At 62.5% G+C, this 18,129-nt stretch carries 17 protein-coding genes and 6 tRNA genes; 17 read left to right on the forward strand and 6 right to left on the reverse strand.

Annotated features, from left to right (window positions below; genetic code table 11):
* The first annotated feature begins 369 nt into the window (after positions 1-369).
* Positions 370-1,569, forward strand: a complete 1,200-nt coding sequence (locus H9X91_RS12420; protein ID WP_204805460.1) for an ABC transporter ATP-binding protein — start codon at positions 370-372, stop codon at positions 1,567-1,569.
* A 207-nt stretch (positions 1,570-1,776) separates the two neighbouring features.
* On the opposite strand, the gene H9X91_RS12425 is transcribed toward H9X91_RS12420, so the two are convergent.
* Positions 1,777-1,867 (reverse strand) — tRNA-Ser (locus H9X91_RS12425).
* A 166-nt stretch (positions 1,868-2,033) separates the two neighbouring features.
* Between H9X91_RS12425 and H9X91_RS12430 the strand changes: the two genes are divergently transcribed.
* From H9X91_RS12430 to H9X91_RS12465, 8 genes are all read left to right on the forward strand, one after another.
* Positions 2,034-2,663 carry a gamma-glutamyl-gamma-aminobutyrate hydrolase family protein gene (locus tag H9X91_RS12430; protein ID WP_243414548.1) on the forward strand — a complete coding sequence of 210 codons (630 nt, stop codon included), beginning with the start codon at positions 2,034-2,036 and terminating at the stop codon, positions 2,661-2,663.
* A 101-nt stretch (positions 2,664-2,764) separates the two neighbouring features.
* Positions 2,765-2,839 (forward strand) — tRNA-Gly (locus tag H9X91_RS12435).
* 9 nt (positions 2,840-2,848) lie between these two features.
* Positions 2,849-2,925, forward strand: a tRNA-Arg gene (locus H9X91_RS12440).
* Positions 2,926-2,978: 53 nt separating this feature from the next.
* Positions 2,979-3,055: transfer RNA gene (locus H9X91_RS12445), tRNA-His, on the forward strand.
* Between the two features lie 48 nt (positions 3,056-3,103).
* A tRNA-Gln gene (locus H9X91_RS12450) sits at positions 3,104-3,178 on the forward strand.
* A gap of 45 nt (positions 3,179-3,223) precedes the next feature.
* Positions 3,224-3,299 (forward strand) — tRNA-Lys (locus H9X91_RS12455).
* Positions 3,300-3,822: 523 nt separating this feature from the next.
* Positions 3,823-3,912: a zinc-ribbon domain-containing protein gene (locus H9X91_RS14815; RefSeq protein ID WP_204805463.1), complete on the forward strand. Its 90-nt coding sequence runs from the start codon at positions 3,823-3,825 to the stop codon at positions 3,910-3,912.
* A gap of 9 nt (positions 3,913-3,921) precedes the next feature.
* Complete coding sequence (locus H9X91_RS12465) at positions 3,922-4,260, forward strand: hypothetical protein (protein WP_204805464.1); 339 nt, start codon at positions 3,922-3,924, stop codon at positions 4,258-4,260.
* Between the two features lie 67 nt (positions 4,261-4,327).
* On the opposite strand, the gene H9X91_RS12470 is transcribed toward H9X91_RS12465, so the two are convergent.
* From H9X91_RS12470 to H9X91_RS12485, 4 genes are all read right to left on the reverse strand, one after another.
* Positions 4,328-4,987: a hypothetical protein gene (locus H9X91_RS12470; RefSeq protein WP_204805465.1), complete on the reverse strand. Its 660-nt coding sequence runs from the start codon at positions 4,985-4,987 to the stop codon at positions 4,328-4,330.
* Between the two features lie 33 nt (positions 4,988-5,020).
* Positions 5,021-5,587 (reverse strand): chromate transporter, encoded by a 567-nt coding sequence (locus H9X91_RS12475; RefSeq protein ID WP_204805466.1) that lies wholly within the window; start codon positions 5,585-5,587, stop codon positions 5,021-5,023.
* Complete coding sequence (locus tag H9X91_RS12480) at positions 5,584-6,189, reverse strand: chromate transporter (protein WP_243414543.1); 606 nt, start codon at positions 6,187-6,189, stop codon at positions 5,584-5,586. Before H9X91_RS12480 ends, H9X91_RS12475 begins: the two co-directional genes overlap by 4 nt.
* A 171-nt stretch (positions 6,190-6,360) precedes the next feature.
* Complete coding sequence (locus H9X91_RS12485; protein WP_204805468.1) at positions 6,361-6,930, reverse strand: flavin reductase family protein; 570 nt, start codon at positions 6,928-6,930, stop codon at positions 6,361-6,363.
* 144 nt (positions 6,931-7,074) lie between these two features.
* On the opposite strand from H9X91_RS12485, the gene H9X91_RS12490 reads away from it, so the two are divergent.
* Positions 7,075-7,659, forward strand: coding sequence for a GDSL-type esterase/lipase family protein (locus H9X91_RS12490; RefSeq protein WP_204805469.1), 585 nt, complete (start codon positions 7,075-7,077; stop codon positions 7,657-7,659).
* Positions 7,660-7,806: 147 nt separating this feature from the next.
* On the opposite strand, the gene H9X91_RS14640 is transcribed toward H9X91_RS12490, so the two are convergent.
* Complete coding sequence (locus H9X91_RS14640; protein WP_275552540.1) at positions 7,807-7,932, reverse strand: hypothetical protein; 126 nt, start codon at positions 7,930-7,932, stop codon at positions 7,807-7,809.
* 267 nt (positions 7,933-8,199) lie between these two features.
* Here H9X91_RS14640 and H9X91_RS12500 point away from each other — a divergent pair, with 267 nt between their 5' ends.
* From H9X91_RS12500 to H9X91_RS14740, 7 genes are all read left to right on the forward strand, one after another.
* Positions 8,200-8,379 (forward strand): hypothetical protein, encoded by a 180-nt coding sequence (locus H9X91_RS12500; RefSeq protein WP_204805472.1) that lies wholly within the window; start codon positions 8,200-8,202, stop codon positions 8,377-8,379.
* Positions 8,380-8,706: 327 nt separating this feature from the next.
* Positions 8,707-9,786 carry a site-specific integrase gene (locus tag H9X91_RS12505; protein ID WP_243414544.1) on the forward strand — a complete coding sequence of 360 codons (1,080 nt, stop codon included), beginning with the start codon at positions 8,707-8,709 and terminating at the stop codon, positions 9,784-9,786.
* 314 nt (positions 9,787-10,100) lie between these two features.
* Complete coding sequence (locus H9X91_RS12510) at positions 10,101-13,091, forward strand: S-layer homology domain-containing protein (RefSeq protein ID WP_204805474.1); 2,991 nt, start codon at positions 10,101-10,103, stop codon at positions 13,089-13,091.
* 331 nt (positions 13,092-13,422) lie between these two features.
* Positions 13,423-14,325 carry a myo-inosose-2 dehydratase gene (gene iolE / locus H9X91_RS12515; protein WP_204805476.1) on the forward strand — a complete coding sequence of 301 codons (903 nt, stop codon included), beginning with the start codon at positions 13,423-13,425 and terminating at the stop codon, positions 14,323-14,325.
* A gap of 264 nt (positions 14,326-14,589) precedes the next feature.
* Positions 14,590-15,393: a 5-deoxy-glucuronate isomerase gene (locus H9X91_RS12520; RefSeq protein ID WP_204805479.1), complete on the forward strand. Its 804-nt coding sequence runs from the start codon at positions 14,590-14,592 to the stop codon at positions 15,391-15,393.
* A gap of 18 nt (positions 15,394-15,411) precedes the next feature.
* The gene (gene iolD, locus H9X91_RS12525) at positions 15,412-17,340 is read left to right on the forward strand and encodes a 3D-(3,5/4)-trihydroxycyclohexane-1,2-dione acylhydrolase (decyclizing) (protein ID WP_204805481.1); all 1,929 of its coding nucleotides are present in this window, start codon (positions 15,412-15,414) and stop codon (positions 17,338-17,340) included.
* Between the two features lie 62 nt (positions 17,341-17,402).
* Positions 17,403-17,777 carry a PF20097 family protein gene (locus H9X91_RS14740; protein WP_204805482.1) on the forward strand — a complete coding sequence of 125 codons (375 nt, stop codon included), beginning with the start codon at positions 17,403-17,405 and terminating at the stop codon, positions 17,775-17,777.
* The last annotated feature ends 352 nt before the right edge of the window (positions 17,778-18,129 follow it).

Genomic DNA, 18,129 nt, shown 5'->3' on the forward strand with positions numbered 1-18,129 from the left:
CAGGATGTAAATGTCGCATTTTCCACAAATCTCCTGTTCTGCGGCGGATGCATGTCCGCCCTTTTGGGGGCGCCTCTCCGCAGGATTGCATAAAGTCACAAAAACGGCAGCAAAAAATTGGTGATATTGCGCTCTTCCCTCCGGGGCGAAAAACTCGTAAATTATATATATTGGGACATGGCTCCCAAATCATTTTCATGGCCCGCACATGCTCTCCATTTCTCAGCTGTGCGAGGACCCAAAAAGGAGGAAATCATTCCGTTACGGCTTACGGTGCGGCAGTGTGGAGACCTGTCGTAACGTGCGGCGCCCCTGCGGCTCCGCACAAGGCAGCTTTCGCGGAGGCGTGGCTGTCAAAGCCGGTGAAACATGGCAGGATTGTCTTTGGTAAATGTCAAGAAGATCTACCCCGCGTCCAACGACCAGAAGAAGGCCAAGAAGGCCAAGAAGCAGGAGGCTGCCTCTGACGAGAAGAAGGCCCAGCTGCAGGTGACCAGCGAAGGCGTCGTGGCGGTCCAGGACTTCAACCTGGAAGTGTCCGACAAGGAGTTCATCGTGCTGGTGGGGCCCTCCGGCTGCGGCAAGTCCACCACCCTGCGGATGATCGCGGGCCTGGAGGAGATCAGCGCAGGCGAGCTGTACATCGACGGCAAGCTGATGAACGACGTGGCCCCCAAGGACCGGGACATCGCCATGGTGTTCCAGAACTACGCTCTGTATCCCCACATGACCGTGCGGGAGAATATGGCCTTCCCCCTGAAGCTGCGGAAGGTCCCCAAGGATGAGATCAACCAGAAGGTGGAGCAGGCCGCTCAGATCCTGGACATCACCCAGTATCTGGACCGCAAGCCCAAGGCTCTGTCCGGCGGCCAGCGCCAGCGCGTGGCCATCGGCCGCGCCATCGTGCGGGAACCCAAGGTGCTGCTGATGGACGAGCCCCTGTCCAACCTGGACGCCAAGCTCCGCAACCAGATGCGCGCGGAGATCATCAAGCTGCGCCACCGGATCGACACCACCTTTATCTATGTTACCCATGACCAGACGGAGGCCATGACGCTGGGTGACCGGATCGTCATCATGAAGGACGGCTTCATCCAGCAGATCGGCACGCCGCAGGAGGTCTTTGACCACCCCGCCAACCTGTTCGTGGCCGGCTTCATCGGCACGCCGCAGATGAACTTCTTCGACGCGGAGCTGGTGAAGCAGGACGGCCGGTACGCCGTGGTGCTGGACGGCATGACCGTCGTCCTCTCCGACGAGAAGCAGGAGCGGCTGGCCGCTCACGGCGTGGCGGCTCAGCACGTGACGCTGGGCGTCCGGCCTCAGCACATCTCCCTCCAGGGCGATTCCACCATGGTCAAGGCCCGGATGGACGTGTTCGAGATGATGGGCAGCGAGATCCACCTCCATGCCACCATGAACGGCCGGGATATGGTCATCATCGTCCCCACCATGGACATCAGCGGCGACTACGCCGATGCGTTCACCATCGGCAAAGAAGTGGACTTCACCTTCAGCGGCAGCGCCTGCCACGTGTTCGGCTCTGACGGCAAGAACCTGGAATTTTAAGATCCATTTGCGTGAAAAAAGGTCCCCGGTAGCATCACCGGGGACCTTTTTCTCTTATGGCGCCCCACAGGGCGGCCCGCCAACTGCGTGCCCAGCGCAGCGGGGCGCAGTTGGAAAGGAGGGGCAAGGGAAGGGAGCGGGCGGATGACGTCTTTTTTTGCCTTAGGCATAAAAAGACGTCGGAGCAAAGCGGACTTTGCTCCGACGTGGCGGAGATGGAGAGATTCGAACTCTCGCGCGCTGTTACACGCCTACCGCATTTCGAGTGCGGACCCTTCAACCACTTGGGTACATCTCCTGATCTGTCCCACAGAACGGGTGTGTCTATTATGCCATATTTTTCTCTGGGATGCAAGTGCAGCCTGATCCGGCGGAAAAATTTCCGCCGGGCGGAACTTCGGCCGGAGATGCCGCATAGACTGCTGGAGACAGCTTTTCGGAAAGGCGGGATCTCATTGCGGCCGATGGTGTTCATCTGGGGCGTGCCGGAGCAGTACGGGAATTACCGGCGGGCGGTGGCAGCGGCGGGGGGACGGGCCCGCATATCCCGGGACCTGTCGGAGACCGGCGGGTGCGATGCCCTGCTGCTGCCGGGCGGCGGGGACCTGGAGCCCCGGCGGTACGGTCAGGCCAACACTGCCAGCCGGGACCTGGAGCCGGAACGGGACGAGGCGGAGCTGCTCCTGCTGGAGCGGTTCACAGCGGCGGGCAGGCCTGTGTTGGGCATCTGCCGGGGGATGCAGGTGCTCAATGTGTTCTTCGGCGGCACCCTGCTCCAGGACCTGCCGGGCCACAGCCAGGCTGCGGGCCGGGACCGGCTCCACCGGGTGCGGACGGCGCCGTCGCCGCTGCGGGAGCTGTACGGGCAGGATGTCGTCGTCAACAGCGCCCACCATCAGGCGGCGGACCGGCTGGGCAGCGGGCTCCGGGCAGTCCAGTGGGCGCCGGACGGCGTGGTGGAGGCGGCGGTCCATGAGACGCTGCCGGCATGGGGCGTCCAGTGGCATCCGGAGCGGCTGTCGGGGCCTTTTGCACTGCCCGGCGCGGCAGAGGGCACTCCGCTGATCGCTGCCTGGCTGGCGCGCTTCGGATGAGGAAACTTGAAAAAAACAGGAAAAGATGCGAAGATACCGCTTGACAGCAGGGGAAGTCCATGGTAATATATCTAAGCTGACGATTTCCACGGAGGGCAGACGCAGGTGTAGCACAATGGTCAGGGCACCAGCCTTCCAAGCTGGGGATGCGAGTTCGATTCTCGTCACCTGCTCCAATCAAATTCGCGCCAGTAGCTCAGCTGGATAGAGCAACTGCCTTCTAAGCAGTAGGCCAGGGGTTCGAGTCCCTTCTGGCGTACCAACTCCTTCCTGTCGAGATCGTCTGTGGATACCTGTTGAGGTTCTCAATATGTGGTGGGTGTAGCTCAGTTGGTTAGAGCACCGGATTGTGGTTCCGGGTGTCGTGGGTTCGAGTCCCATCTCCCACCCCAGACAAGAGGGGATCGGGGTCACCCCCGATCCCCTGTTTTCCTTCCCATTGGGGCGTAGCCAAGTGGTAAGGCAAGGGACTTTGACTCCCTCATCCGCTGGTTCGAGTCCAGCCGTCCCAGCCAGGCCATTCCGCTGTCCCGAGGGACGGCTGCAATAGAATACCATGTGATCCGTTAGCTCAGCAGGCAGAGCAACTGCCTTTTAAGCAGTGGGTCCGGGGTTCGAATCCCCGACGGGTCACCACAAAAAAGGACATCCTCTGGATGTCCTTTTTTGTGGGTCCCGGCGGCCGGAGGCAGCCTTCACCCTCCGGTGATTGAAATGCTCGGGCGAAGTAAATTCGCCCTCCGCCAAGGTTTCGCCTGCGGCAAAACGCTTGTACGGCGCAAACGCGCCGCCCCGCCGTGCGGGGCCCCATCCCGTGATGTATCTTTTTCGTCAACACATGACACGTCGTCGCGGACTGCATATCGTTCGCGACGACTTTTTTACAACAGTCATCGCTCACTCATTCCGCCGCTCCTCCTCTCCAGACCGGACCCGTTACGCAGGGCTTCGGCTTGGTTTTGGTAACAAACCTGAAGCCGCGGCATCTATCGTGTTGGGATGTTCCGAAAAGAAAGACATGACCGCAGGTCATGTCTTTCTTTTTGGCCCTGCCCACCTGCGGCGGCATGTCCTGAAAACACGATGCAAAGAGCATCGTAGACACATCGCCGGGGATGTATTATGATAAATGCATCAGGAGAAGAGAGGCGGTGCATGGATGAAATACTGTGCGCACTGCGGTGCGGAGCTGGAAGATGGGGCTGCGGTGTGTCCCCGGTGCGGTGCTGCCTGCCGGGAGATCTCATAGGTCCCGCCTATGCTGGAGGACCGATCTGAGGCGGGACTGAATGTCCTGTCGTTTCTGGCTCCGCTGGTGGGGCTGATCCTCTATTTGATCTATCGGGGCAATATGCCCTGCCGGGCAAGGGGGATCAAGAAGGCCGGTCTGCTGGGACTGGGGCTGAGCGTGCTGCTGGTGGCCTGCATCGGAGTTTTTGCAGGCGGGGAGATCGCCCGGCAGAATGAGATCCGAGAGGCCCAGGAGGCGGCGGAACAGGCCCGGCAGCGGGCGGACGACCTTCACCGGCAGAGCCAGGAGATCCAGGAGGCGCTGGAAAACGCCCGGCGGGCCCTGGAGAGCTATTACGGCAGCTGAGACAGCCTGAAAAAACGGGGAGGACGCGGATCACCCGCGTCCTCCCCATCGCTCTGCCGGGGCACTGTCAGCCTCCGGCACACTTTTCACAGGGGGTCAGTCCCCGGGCCAGGGCCTCCTCCATGGTGGCGGGATAATAGGTGCCCCGGCCGCAGTTGTTGTCGTAGTGATACCGCTTTCCGGTCGCGGTGACATAGATGGTCCGCCCCTGGGGCGCAGAGACTGCGGGAGTCTCCGGCTCCGGAAGGGACTGGGCGGGTTCCTCGGAAGGCGCCTCCGGGATATCCGGCGGGGTCTCTGCCGAAGGCTGGGGCGCTTCCTCTGCCGGGGGGACAGGCGCCTGCTCTGCGGGCGCCTGCAGATCCTCCGGCACAGTCTCTGAAGATGCATCCTGGCTTACCGTCTGGCCCTGGGAGGATGCATCGGGCTCCTCCGGGACGGTCTCCTGGATCTCCTGCTGCCGGTCGTCCTCTGCCGGGGCCTGCGGTGCCGGCTCCAGCGGCGCGGTCAGGGCGGCGCCGATGACCAGCGCCGTCATGAGCAGCGCCTTGCCGCCCCCGCGCAGTTTGACCTGATACTTCCAGAACCGCTGCAGGGACTTGACGGGGGCCGCCAGTACGGCGAACAGCAGGCACAGGACAGAGGAGACCGAGGGGAAGAACACGATGGCGCTGATGACCATGAACACCGTCAGGATCCAGCGCAGGAAGTTTGCTCCTTTGCGCATGGGGATTCTCCTTCCTTTACACAAGACTTCCGTTCAGAACTGGAAGATGATGCCGATCACCGCCGCCGCGGCAATGAACGCGATGGGGTGAAGCTTTTTCAGCGGTGTCCACTGCATCAGCACGAAGGCCGCCGCAGTCAGGGCCACCGCCGGCCATTTGACGGCGGGGAAGCTGTCTGGCGAGAGATCGCTGGACACAAAAAACACGGAAATGGCCACGGTGATCCCTGCGGACACGATCAGAGCGGTGGAGGCGGGCCGCAGGCCGGAGAACACGGCCTCCACGCTGCGGTTGTTGCGGAACTTGCTGAGAAAGCTGGCAATGACCAGGATAATGATGATGCCCGGCGTAATGACGCCCAGCGTGGCCAGCAGGGCGCCGGGGACGCCTGCAGTCTCATAGCCCACGTAGGTGGCCATGTTGACGCCCAGGGGGCCGGGGGTGGACTCGGACACGGCGATCATGGTGGTCAGGTCCTGGTTGGTGAACCAGCCGGTCTCCTCCCCCATGTGCTGGAGGAAGGGAATGGTGGCCATGCCGCCGCCGATGGAGAACAGGCCGGTCTTGAAGAATTCATAGAACAGCTGAAGAAGGATCATGCCGCATCCTCCTTCCCCCGGTTCTTCGTCCGGAACAGCAGCCAGCCCGCGATGCCGGCCAGCACCACCAGCACGGCAGGATTGGCCAGCAGATTCAGCACCGAGCCTGCCGCAGAGTCAGCGGGAAGGTCCAGCAGACCGGCCAGCTCACCCAGGACCAGCACCCCCAGAAAGACGCACAGGGAGGGGGCGTTCTTCAGGGTGGTCTTGCCCAGCTTCAGCACACTGGAGAGGATCAGAGCCACCACCACGGCATTGATGCCCGCAAGAGCGTGCTGCACCGCCGGATAGTCGGAAAAATTGGCCAGGAAGGCGGCGATGATGGTGATGACCACGAAGCTGGGGAACACCACTCCCAGGGCTGCCACGATGCCGCCGGGGATCTTCCGCAGCTGGTGGCCGATGAACACGGAGGTGTTCACGGCGATGATGCCCGGCGTGCACTGGCCCAGGGCGTAGTAATCGGTGATGGCCTCGTCCGTCACCCAGTGCTTTTTCTCCACCACCTCCCGCTGCAGGATGGGCAGCATGGCGTACCCGCCGCCGAAGGTGCAGACGCCCACCTTGGCGAAGGTCAGAAACAGATCCACATAGAAATTCAAGGGAAAACAGTCCTTTCTCTCAGATAGGGCCGCATCCGGCCCGTGTCTCGCTTCCCGTATCATACCGCGGTTCAGGGGGAAAAGCAAGCCGGTAAGGGCCGCCTTTGCGGCGGAAGCCCCAAAAATCCCGGCGGCATCCCTCGAAAAGGATGCCGCCGGGTGCAGCTGATCTTATTTTGCCAGCTCCGCGCCGGTGTGCCAGGCCCGGCCCACCTTCTCGCCGATGGCGTAGTAGCCTGCCTGGAACTGGTCGAAGACAAAGGCGTTGAGGCGGGAGGGCACCACCCGGCCCTTCTCATCCAGCACGGCTTCCTCCGCCAGGACGCCCACGATCTCGCCCAGCACCCGGAAGCCGTAGGCAGTGTGCTGGCACTCTGCCACCCTGCACTCCAGAATCAGCGGAAACTCCTCCACCACAGGAGCGTCCACCTTTTCGCTCCTGACGGCGTGGAGGCCGCTGCGGGCGAATTTGTCCGGCATCTTGTTGCCGGTGGCGATGCCGAAGAAGTCCGCCTCCTTGATGTGGGGGATGTCGGCAATGCTCAGGGTGAAGGCGCCCCGGGCCTTGATGTTCTCCGCCGTCTTGTGGTCCTCGTCGATGTTCAGTGCCACCATGTTCTCAGCGCACACACCGCCCCAGGCCATGTTCATCACGTCCACCGTGCCGTCGGCGCCGTAGGTGGCGATCATCAGCACGGGCATGGGGAATGTATAGGGCTTCACGCCCAGGTCCTTTTTCATGGGTCATCCCTCCGTTCCAGATTGCTGGACTTTTGTCCATCCCCATTATAAAATGGGCAGGAGAAAAAACAAGTACCCACATTCCGGTAAGGTACTTACCCTCAGGGAAGCACCCTGCCGCAGGGGGAGAAGGGAGATCCCGCAATGACGGTCCTCTGCTACGGCGATTCCAACACCTATGGCTTCGATCCCCGGTCCTGGCTGGGGGAGCGGTATCCGGCGGACGTGCGGTGGACGGGCCTGCTGGCCCGCAAGACCGGCTGGACGATCCTGGAGGAAGGACAAAACGGCCGGGAGATCCCCGCCCGGCCCGGAGATCTGGCGGAGCTGGCCCGGCTGTCCGGCCGGGCGGATGTCACGGCGGTGATGCTGGGCACCAACGATCTGCTGGCCAATGCCTGGTTCACGGCGGAGGATGTGACCGTCCGCATGCAGAGCTGTCTGGAGGCCCTGACGGCTGTCCGGCCGGCATCCTCCGTGCTGCTGATCGCCCCGCCGCCCATGGTGCCCGGCACCTGGGTGGGGGAGGAGCGGCTGCTGCGGGAGTCCGCCCGGCTGGCGGACTGCTGCCGCCGTCTGGCGGCGGAACAGGGCACCGCCTTTGCAGACGCGGGGCAGTGGGGCGTCTCCCTGCTCTTTGACGGGGTCCACTTCTCCCCGGAGGGGCACCGGGCCTTTGCCGATGGGATCCGCCGGGCGCTGGAGCTGCTGGCGGCAGACCGGGCGTGAGCCGGGCCGTCTGAAAAACAGGATACAGCCATCCCCCTTCCCGCACCGCGGGAAGGGGGATGGTTGTTTTTACGCAGGGCGGCTGCCGCAGGGCAGCCGCTTTTTTTGCCCGGATCGTTCGGAAAAGCCGGTGCGCTCAGGACCGTTTCAGCCAGCAGAGCTATCATCAGACCCGGGGCCGCCGGCGGGCGGATCCCGGCGGAGCGCCTCCTCCTGCTTCTGGGCGGCCTGCTCTTTCTTCAGGGCCTCCAGTCCCAGACGGATCAGCTCCACCGTCGCCTCTGAACGGGTTTGAAAACGGTGTTCAAATCGGAAATCCTCAATCTGCTGAAACAGCTCATTGTCCACGGATACCGTGTAACGCGGTCTGTCTGTCGCCATCCTTATCACCTCGGAGTCCATTATACACGAGTGAACCACCGGTGTAAAGAGACCAGAAACTGGAACCTCTTAACATTGGTTCAGTGAACCACTATAATAGATTAAATTGGTTCACTAATTCACTTAACCACCAACAGTCACTGGAAAGGAGCTGTTTATATGGAGCAAGAACACAGACGGATCACGATTTCCCCATCCCGGGAAATGGCGCTGGAGCTGGCTGCGGCAAAGGACGGCCGCTATGCCGACAGCACACAGGGAGAGATGCTTCGAGACCTGATCATCCGGGGACTTCGGGCATGGAAGGCGCAGCCCGGGCAGAGCGGGGAAGCGATGTAAGCCCCGCGGCAGCGGGGGACAGGTGGTCCGGCGAGACAGGCAGACACGGGGGGAACAGGGCGCGGTTCAGGCGGTATGTACCGAAGGCGTAACATTGGGCTTGCCGCTGCGTGTCCCCGGCATTGAGGAGACGACTGTGGGGAAGAACACCATCAGACGGCCGGATGAGGCGGCGATGAGCCGCCTGCTGGCAGAGCAGAAAAAACAGCTGCGGGACTGATCCTCCGCCTGGCCTGGCGGCAGGGGCTGACCCGGGAGGAGATCCAGCGCCTCACATGGGACGACGTCTCCTTTCCGGACCACCAGCTCTGTCTGCAGGACCGGGCCGTGCCTCTGGACCGGGAGACGGAGACCTGCCTGCGGCTGCGCTTCGAGCGGCAGGGGACGGTCTCGCCCTTCGTGGTGATCTCTGACCGGCTCCGCCGGCAGATGCCACCGGAATCCATCTCCCGCCTGGCCAGGACGGCCCTGGATCAGGCGGGCCTGGGCGGCATCAGCCTGATGGACCTGCGCCACGACTTCATCATCCGCCAGCTGGAGCAGCACGACTGGCCCTATGTGGCCCGGATCAGCGGCATTGCCGTCAACACGCTCTACGCCTGCTTTTCCGGCTATCTGCCGGAGGGGCGGCGGAAGACGGCGGGGCGCAGGACGGAGGTGGACGCCTTCCTCCTGTGGAAGCTCCTGCAGACGGAGGGCAGCTCCCCGGTGGGGCTGGCCCTGTGGATGAGCTGGAAGCTGGGGATGCAGGCCCGGGAGATCGTGGCCCTGACCTGGAGCCAGGTGGACCTGGACCGGGGAGTCATCCATCTGCCGGACCGGGATCTGACGCTGGGCATCACGCTGCGGCGGCTGCTGCGGACCGCCCAGAACCGCCGCCGGGAGGGGGACGACCCCCATGTGCTGCTGGCCCCCAATTCCCGGCGGCCCATCGATCAGCCCCGGCTGTCCAAGCTGGTGCGGACGGCGCTGATCCGGGGCGGGCTGGAGACGGTCAGCCTGGGGGATCTGTGCCGGGAGGAGCGGCGGGAGGGCGAGGACGCCCGCCTGCTGGTCTACGCGGCGGAAAAGGGGGCCATCTCCCGTAGCGAGGCCATGTCCATCCTGGGCCTTTCCAAGGTGGCGGCCTATGAGCGGCTGCGGCAGCTGACGGCGTCCGGCCGCCTGGTGCGGGTGGGGACGAAATACTACCCCGCCGGCCAGGTGGTCCCCCCGGAGGAGCAGTACGGCGTCATCCGGGAGTTTTTGACCCAGTCCGGCCCGGCCTACCGCCAGGATCTGGCAGCCCTGCTGCACATCGGGGACCGCCAGTGCGCCCTGATCCTGAAGCACATGGTGGAGGCGGGGCGGCTGGTGCGGACAGGGCAGCGGTATGCGCTGCCTGTGGAGGAAAAGGCCATCCTGTGAAGGAGGGAAAGGGGGAGCGGACCGGTCGGCCCGCTCCTCTTTTTTGCGCGGTCAGGGGAATGTTACGATGGCAAAACATGGCTGCCGGGGCGGTTTGTCCGCCGTTTTTCAATTGGATTAAAAGGCCGCCGAAACGCTGGACACCGGCACTTTTTTCCCGTACATTGGCCTTGCGGACGGCGGGACAGTCAGCGGCCGGCTCTTCGGTTGGTGCAGGCCAACGCCTGTTGGTTGGCTAGCCCCCGCACGAACTCCAGACCCTGCCGGGGGCCGCTCCGCCGGAACGCAAATTTTCAAAAGGAGGAGAAATCCGAATGAAGAAGTTCCTTTCACTGGTGCTTGCTCTGACGATGGCCCTGTCTCTGGTCACTGTCAGCGCAGGCGCCACGGACTTCGACGATGACGGTGACATCACCTATCAGGAAGCGGTTACCGTCATTGCGGGCATGGGGATCGTCGACGGCTATTCCGACGGCACCTTCGGCCCGGACGAAGCCCTGACCCGCGGTGCGGCCGCCAAGATCATCTGCAACCTGATCCTGGGCCCCACCACTGCTGACGCGCTGAGCGCCAGCTCCGCCCCCTTTGTGGATGTGCCCACCACCAACACGTTCGCGGGCTACATCACCTACTGCTCTCAGCAGGGCATCATCAGCGGCTATGCCGACGGCACGTTCCGTCCCACGGACACGCTGAGCGGCAACGCCTTTATGAAGATGCTGCTGGGCGCTCTGGGCTATGACAGCGACAAGGAAGGCTACACCGGCGCCAACTGGACCGTGAACGTCATCAAGCAGGCCGTGGGCATCGAGCTGAACGACGGCAACGACGACTTCGTGGGCTCCCAGGCCGTGACCCGGCAGGAGGCCTGCCTGTATGCCTTCAACACCCTGAAGGCCACCATGGTGGAGTACAGCGACAACAGCACCGTGACTGTCGGCGACATCACCATCTCCAGCCAGGGCGACTACTCCGACGTCTCCAACAGCACCAGCTCTGACGGCAACATCGAGGACGACGGCCTGATGCAGTTCGCCGAGCGGTACTTCCGGGATCTGGAAGCCGAGGACGACACCGACGACTTCGGCCGCCCCGCCACCACCTGGACCTATGACGGCGATGAGCTGGGCACCTACGCCAACGACGCCGACGCCACTTACGTGGTGGGCGACACCGACGATGACCTGGCGACCCTGGTCACGGACGATGCCTGCCTGGACTACTCCGCCAGCGACGTGCTGAGCAACGCCGATGTGTTCTACAACGGCAAGGATCTGGGGACCTATTCCTCCAACCGCGACGAGTATCCGGCCGGCAAGGGCGACATCATCGAGGCCTATGAGAACGATGACAACGAGGTGGACACCATCGTCATCCGCTCCTACACCTACGCCAAGATCGACACTGTGGATGAGGATCTGTCCTCCACCCACGAGAACAACGGCGCCAGCGTCGCCCTGGAGCTGGTGGACATCGACGACGGCAGCCTGGGCACCTGGTACGACAACTACGATGACAGCGACGAGGTCCTGACCGGTTACAACAGCAACTATACCGAGGGCACCGTCCTGGCCGTGGCCATCTCCGCTGACGACAGCGACGTGATCCTGGACAGCTACATCATGGAGTCTGTCACCGGCACCCCGACTTCCGCCCGCACGGTGGAGACCTATTCCACTGACAAGACCGACAAGGCGTCTCAGGTGACCGACGGCACCATCACCATCGACGGCACCCGGTACGAGTACGCCGGCCAGATGACCGGTCTTAGCACAACTGATGAAGTGGACTTCGACGAGGAGTACACTATCTACCTGTCCGCCGAGGGCTATGTCCTGGCCGTGGACGGCGACGCCTCCGCCTCCCTGGATGACGTGTACTACGTGAATATGGTCTACAAAGAGACCACCGGCGGCCGCACCAGATATTACGCCGAGGCTGTCTCCCTGGTGGACGGCTCTGAAGTCGACCTGCGGCTGGCCGACAGCGACGTCATCGAGAATAATGATAGCGATCACACCCTAGCCGAGAATGGTTTCTTCTACGTGAACGACCTGTACGTTCTGGAAGAGGACGACGACGAGTACGACGGCGAGGCCTATCGCGGCCAGGACGGCTATTCCGTGACCATGGGCCCGCTGGATGACGACGTCACCAGCTCTTCCTCCACCATTCGGCTGAGCGATGTGACAACCTATGATTATCTGGAAGATGACGATGGTGACGAGGTGGAGACTGAGATATCTGACGTAACCCGCCTGTATCTGGATGAGGAGACCACCACCTCCATCGGCGTCGATCAGGCGCAGACGGATGATTCCCTGGACGTCAGCTTCAGCACCGGCCCCATGGCCGCAAAGGCTTATGATGAGGATTCTCCCTCCAGCGGCTCTTCCGAGAACCTGACCGTCTTCGTCATCTTCAAGGACGATGACCGTGACGCCGTGTTTGTGGTGTATGCGGCCAGCGACCTGAAGGGCGGCGCCAGCAGCAGCGACGTGGTCTATCTGGCCGACGACGCAAACAACGCTGTTGGCAGCGGCAACTACGAGGTCGACCTGTACTTCATGGAAGACATGAGCCTGGCGGAAGACCTGGTTATCAGTGATGAGAACATCACCAACCGCAGCGCACGTGGCTTCTACACCTATGAGGTGGACGAGGACGACGTCTACACCCTCGACGATGATGAAGTGGACTTCCTCGGAAGCAACGAAGACGTGGAAGACGAAACCGATAACGTTGCGGCCGAAGACGTAAACTTTGACGAGGTGTACAATTACCTGATTACCAGCGCCGACAACCGCTTCGACGCCATCTCCTTCGCTGACGCTGTGGTCATCGACACCCGGAGCACCAGCGATAAGAACAACTCCCTGTACTCCGGCGACATCGAGTCCGCCAGCGCCCTGTCCAGCGCCATCAACCGCGGCACGGTCACCGCTGACGTCTTCGTGGAGGACGGCGAGATCGTCTTCGTGGCGGTCAAGAGCAGCGCCCGCGACACCAGCATTGATGACGGCGACGAGTATGGCGACCTGGATCACATTGCCCTGAGTGCGACGACCGGATACATCGGCGTGTATCTCGACGGCAACGCTGAGGAGAACACCGACTATGAAGTGACGCTGTCTATCCTGAGAGACAACGGTTATGTGGATATTGGCACGTTCACCGTTACGGTTTCTGCTGGTAGCGATACCGGAAGAATCGATGTTTCCGACAATCTGATTGCTGCCAACAACTATCAGATTACCTGCGGTGACGAGACCTTTACCATTGTCTATACCGGCGCCAGCACTTAACAGAGATGCCTAATCTCTGACTCCTAAGCAGGCAAGGCCCCGCTCCTTTCGGAGCGGGGCCTTTTTCCATCCTGCCGCCCCATACTGCGATATCCACAAAACCGGCGGGCCGGTTTGGCTAAAATAGAAAAAATACCGGCCGGCCCGGAAAAGACATTGATTTTTTTTGTAAAAAATGATACCTTAAAGAAGAGCACGCAAAGCATTGCGTGACTGCTTTCTGCGTTTGTGTGAACGGACACAGAGAAGAGAGAAGTTTCCAAATCGCGCGGGCCCGGCGCACCGGGGCCGCTGGCGGAAGAACCTACATTTCAACAAGGGGGAAATTCCAATGTTCGACCAGAAAAATGTGTTCCTGGGCATCGCACCCATCGGCTGGTGCAACGACGACATGCCGGAGCTGGGCGGTGAGAACACCTTCCAGCAGACGGTCAGCGAGATGGCCCTGGCGGGCTTCACCGGCTGCGAGATCGGCAACAAGTATCCCAAGGACCCGGCGGAGCTGAAGAAGGCCCTGGACCTGCGGGGCATGCGCATCGCCAGCCGCTGGTATTCTTCCTTTATCCTGACCCGCCCCTTCGAGGAGGAGGAGAAGGACTTCATCGCCAACCTGGACTTCCTGGCCGCCGTGGGCGCCAACCGCATCAACGTCAGCGAGCAGAGCTGGTCCATCCAGGGCAAGGTGGATGTGCCCATCCTCACCGGCGGCCACAAGCACGTGATGGACGACGCCGAGTGGGACCGCTTCTGCGACGGCCTCAACAAGCTGGGCAAGATCGCCGCCGACCGGGGCTTCAAGCTGTGCTTCCACCACCACATGGGCACCGTGGTCCAGACCAGCGAGGAGACGGACCGCATGATGGCCAACACCGACCCCCGGTATGTGTTCCTCTGCTATGACACCGGCCACTTCACCTTCGCCGGCGAGGATCCCCTGGCCATGCTGAAGAAGTATGTGGACCGGGTGGGCCACGTCCATCTGAAGGACATGCGGCTGCCTGTCGTCGAGGAGGCCCGGAAGAACAACTGGTCCTTCCTGCAGGCCGTCCGCAACGGCGCCTTCACCGTCCCCGGCGACGGCGGCGTGGACTTCGACCCTGTGTTCAAGGTCCTGGCGGACGCCGGCTATCAGGGCTGGCTGCTGGTGGAGGCCGAGCAGGACCCCGCCAAGGCCAATCCCCTGGAGTACGCCATGAAGGCCCGGAAGTACATCCGGGAGCACACCGGGCTCTAATTCGAAGGGGGACTGCGTCCCCCCTCGACCTCCCCCCTCACCAGTCTGCGGACTGGTGTGTGCGCCCAGGGCGCACGGGTCAATGTATTTTCGGCAGGCGCATGTCCTGCCGAAAATGGTTGAGAATTTTTCGTTCGCCGGCGGCGAACGAACTGGGAAAAACCCAGGTTTTTCCCTAGCCCCTTTTCCTGCGGCTGCGGCGGAATGAGGGGCGGGGTTTTCCTGCGATTTGAGCTGTAATCTTTTATTTAGGAGATGACTCCAATGGCCTATATGAACAAGAATGCCGAGCTGAAGAATGGGTACAACGCCTATATCGACTCCAGCGTGGACGACATGGGCACCCAGATGGACGTGGGCCTGCTGCTGATGGAGGCGGGGGATACCTACGTCTATGACGACGCCAAAAAAGAGGTGGCGATCCTTCTGTTTTCCGGCAGCGTCACCTACGAGTGGGGTGGGAAGAAGGTGGAGGCCGACCGGCCCGACTGCTTCCATCACGACGCCTACTGCCTGCTGGCCGGCTGCGGCACCAAGGTGACCATCACCGCCAAGGCCCACAGTGAGCTGTATATCCAGGCCACCGTCAACGAGACCCCCTATGAGGCCGTCATGTACACCCCGGACACCGTCCAGGTGGAGCACAAGGGCTTTAACGGCGAGCTGATGGGCTGCATGTCCCGGGAGATCAAGACCTTCTTCGATCTGGACAACGCCCCCTTCTCCAAGATGGTCCTGGGCGAGGTGCTGAACCTGCCCGGCAAGTGGAGCTCCTATCCGCCCCATCACCATCCCCAGCCGGAGGTCTACTTCTACCGCTTCGACTATCCCGACGGCTTCGGCGCTGGCTTCGCCAACGGCGAGATCTTCAAGACCCAGCACAACGGCTGCGCCGTCATCAACCACGGCTTCCACTCCCAGACCGCCGCGCCGGGCTACGCCATGTGCTACGCCTGGGGCATCCGGCATCTGGACGGGGATCCCTGGGACAAGACCCGCATCGACGATCCGGAGCACGCCTGGCTGTGGAAGGCGGATGCCAACGACCACATCTATCCCAATCACTGACAGGAGGTAAATCACCCCATGAAAACCGTTCGTTTGACCATGGCCCAGGCCCTGGTCCGTTTCCTTGAGAACCAGTATATCGAAGTGGACGGCGTCCAGAACCGCTTCGTCCGGGGCGTGTTCATCATCCCCGGCCACGGCAACGTGGTGGGTCTGGGCCAGGCCCTGAGCCAGGAGGCCAAGCACCTGGAGGTCTGGCACGGCCAGAACGAGCAGGGCATGGCCCAGGCGGCCGTGGCCTTCGCCAAGCAGATGAAGCGCAAGCAGATCTGCGTGGCCACCTCCTCCGTGGGCCCCGGCGCCGCCAACATGGTCACCGCCTGCGGCACCGCCACCGCCAACAACATCCCCCTGCTGGTGCTGCCCGGCGACGTGTACGCCTGCCGCCAGCCGGACCCCGTGCTCCAGCAGGTGGAGCAGACCCACAACCTCTCCATCTCCACCAACGACGCCTTCAAGGCCGTCTGCCGCTACTGGGACCGGATCGTCCGGCCCGAGCAGCTGATGAGCGCCATGATCTCCGCCTTCCGGGTGCTGACCGACCCCGCCAACACCGGCGCCGTCTGCATCGCCATGCCCCAGGACGTGGAGGGCGAGGCCTATGATTATCCCGAGAGCTTCTTCAAGAAGCGCGTCTGGCGGCTGGAGCGCCGTCCCGCCACCGAGGCGGCCCTGAACGACGCGGCGGAGGTCATCAAGAAGGCCAAGCGGCCCATGCTGGTCTGCGGCGGCGGCGTCCGCTACTCCGAGGCCCACGACGAGTTCCGGGCCTTCGCGGAGGCCACCGGCATCCCCTTCGGTGAGACCCAGGCGGGCAAGAGCGCCATCGAGTGGACCCACCCCCTGAACCTGGGCGGCCTGGGCGTCACCGGCTGCTCCGCCGCCAACGACATTGCCAAGAAGGCGGACGTGGTCATCGGCGTGGGCACCCGGTACACCGATTTCACCACCTCCTCCAAGTGGCTGTTCAAGGACACCTGCAAGTTCGTCAACATCAACGTGTCTGAGTTCCAGGCATTGAAGATGGACGCCGTGCCCGTGGTGGCCGACGCCAAGGACGCCCTGCCCCGGCTGCTTGCAAAGCTGGACGGCTACAAGGCCCCCTACACCACCGAGGTGACCGCCGCCCGGGAGAAGTGGGCCAAGGAGCTGGAGCGCCTGGACCACATCACCTTTGAGGACAAGAAGAGCTGGAAGCCCATCATCAACGACGCCAACGCCGACTCCGCCAAGCGGTTCGCCAAGGACCTGGACGCGGGCCTGTGCCAGACCACCGTGCTGGGCGCCATCAACGCCATGATGAGCGAGGGCGACGTGGCCATCGGCGCCGCCGGCTCCCTGCCCGGCGACATGCAGCGGATGTGGCGGCCCACCGGCATCGACTGCTACAACATGGAGTACGGCTACTCCACCATGGGCTATGAGATCGCCGGCGCCCTGGGCGTGAAGCTGGCCATCGGCGACAAGCGGGAAGTCTACGCCATGTGCGGCGACGGCAGCTTCAACATGCTCCACGGCGAGCTGGTGACCGCCGTCATGGAGCACAAGAAGATCAACATCTGCCTGTTCGACAACGCCTCCTTCGGCTGCATCAACAACCTGCAGGTGGGCCACGGCAACGTGACGCTGTGCACGGAGCTGCGGTACCGCAACAAGGACGGCCTGTTCGGCGACTTCCTGAACATCGACTACGCCAAGGTGGCGGAGGGCTACGGCTGCAAGAGCTACTCCATCCGCACCATGGAGGAACTGGTGGCGGCCTTCGAGGACGCCAAGAAGGTGAAGAACCGCCCGGTGCTGTTCGACATCAAGGTGCTGCCCAAGACCATGACCGACGGCTACGGCTCCTGGTGGCGCGTGGGCGACACGGAGGTGTCCGAGCGGGCTGAGAACGTCGCCGCTTACAAGGATCACCTGGCTCATGTGAAGGACGCCCGGAAGTATTGATCCTCTCGAGGGGGAGCCTGCTCCCCCTCGACCTCCCCCACCACCAGTGACATCGGTCACTGGTGAACGGCGCCCAAGGCGCCTGGGTCGGGGAATTTTCGGCAGGCGCATGTCCTGCCGAAAATGATCGCAATATCTTCTTTCGCCGCTGGCGAAAGAACTGGGAAAACCCTTGGTTTTCCCGGGCCCCTTTCCTGCGGGTATCGAAAGAGGAGGAGATTCGTTTGAATTGTCCTTTCTGCGGCGCGGAAATGGAGAGCGGCGCTCTGCAAAGCAACTATGGGATCTATTGGCTGCCAAAGCCCCGGAAAGCCGGACCGCCGGACTTGTCCAGGGATGCAGAGCATTTGAGCAAGCAGGACAGCCCGCTCATTACGCCGCCTTATATCCCCGCCTTCCGCTGCACCAAGTGCCGCAAAATCATCCTCGACTACTGATGGCACAAGCCCCGCGACCGCCCGGGCCCCGGCGCGGCGGGCGGTTGATAACCGCCCCTACAGGTTGACCTCCGGGCTTCCCCGAACTGCCAGGAGAGCGGCAGCGAAAAGAGACGCAATTCCATGCGATAACCACCCCGACGCCATCGGCATCATCCAGCACGGGACGGCAGCTGCAAACTCGCAGAAGACCCAAGCGTGCCCGAAGACCGGGCAAAATCGGCGCTTGCACCGATACGCCGACCCCGTCGCGCGCGGAGGGCCACTGCACCGGAGCGCGCTTAGCGCCTTTTTCTCTTCCACCGGGCGCGGCGCATTCTCTTTTTGGGCAAGACCAAAAAGAGAATGGGGG

It is taken from the genome of Oscillibacter valericigenes (genome assembly GCF_016902445.1).
GTDB lineage: Bacteria > Bacillota > Clostridia > Oscillospirales > Oscillospiraceae > Oscillibacter > Oscillibacter avistercoris.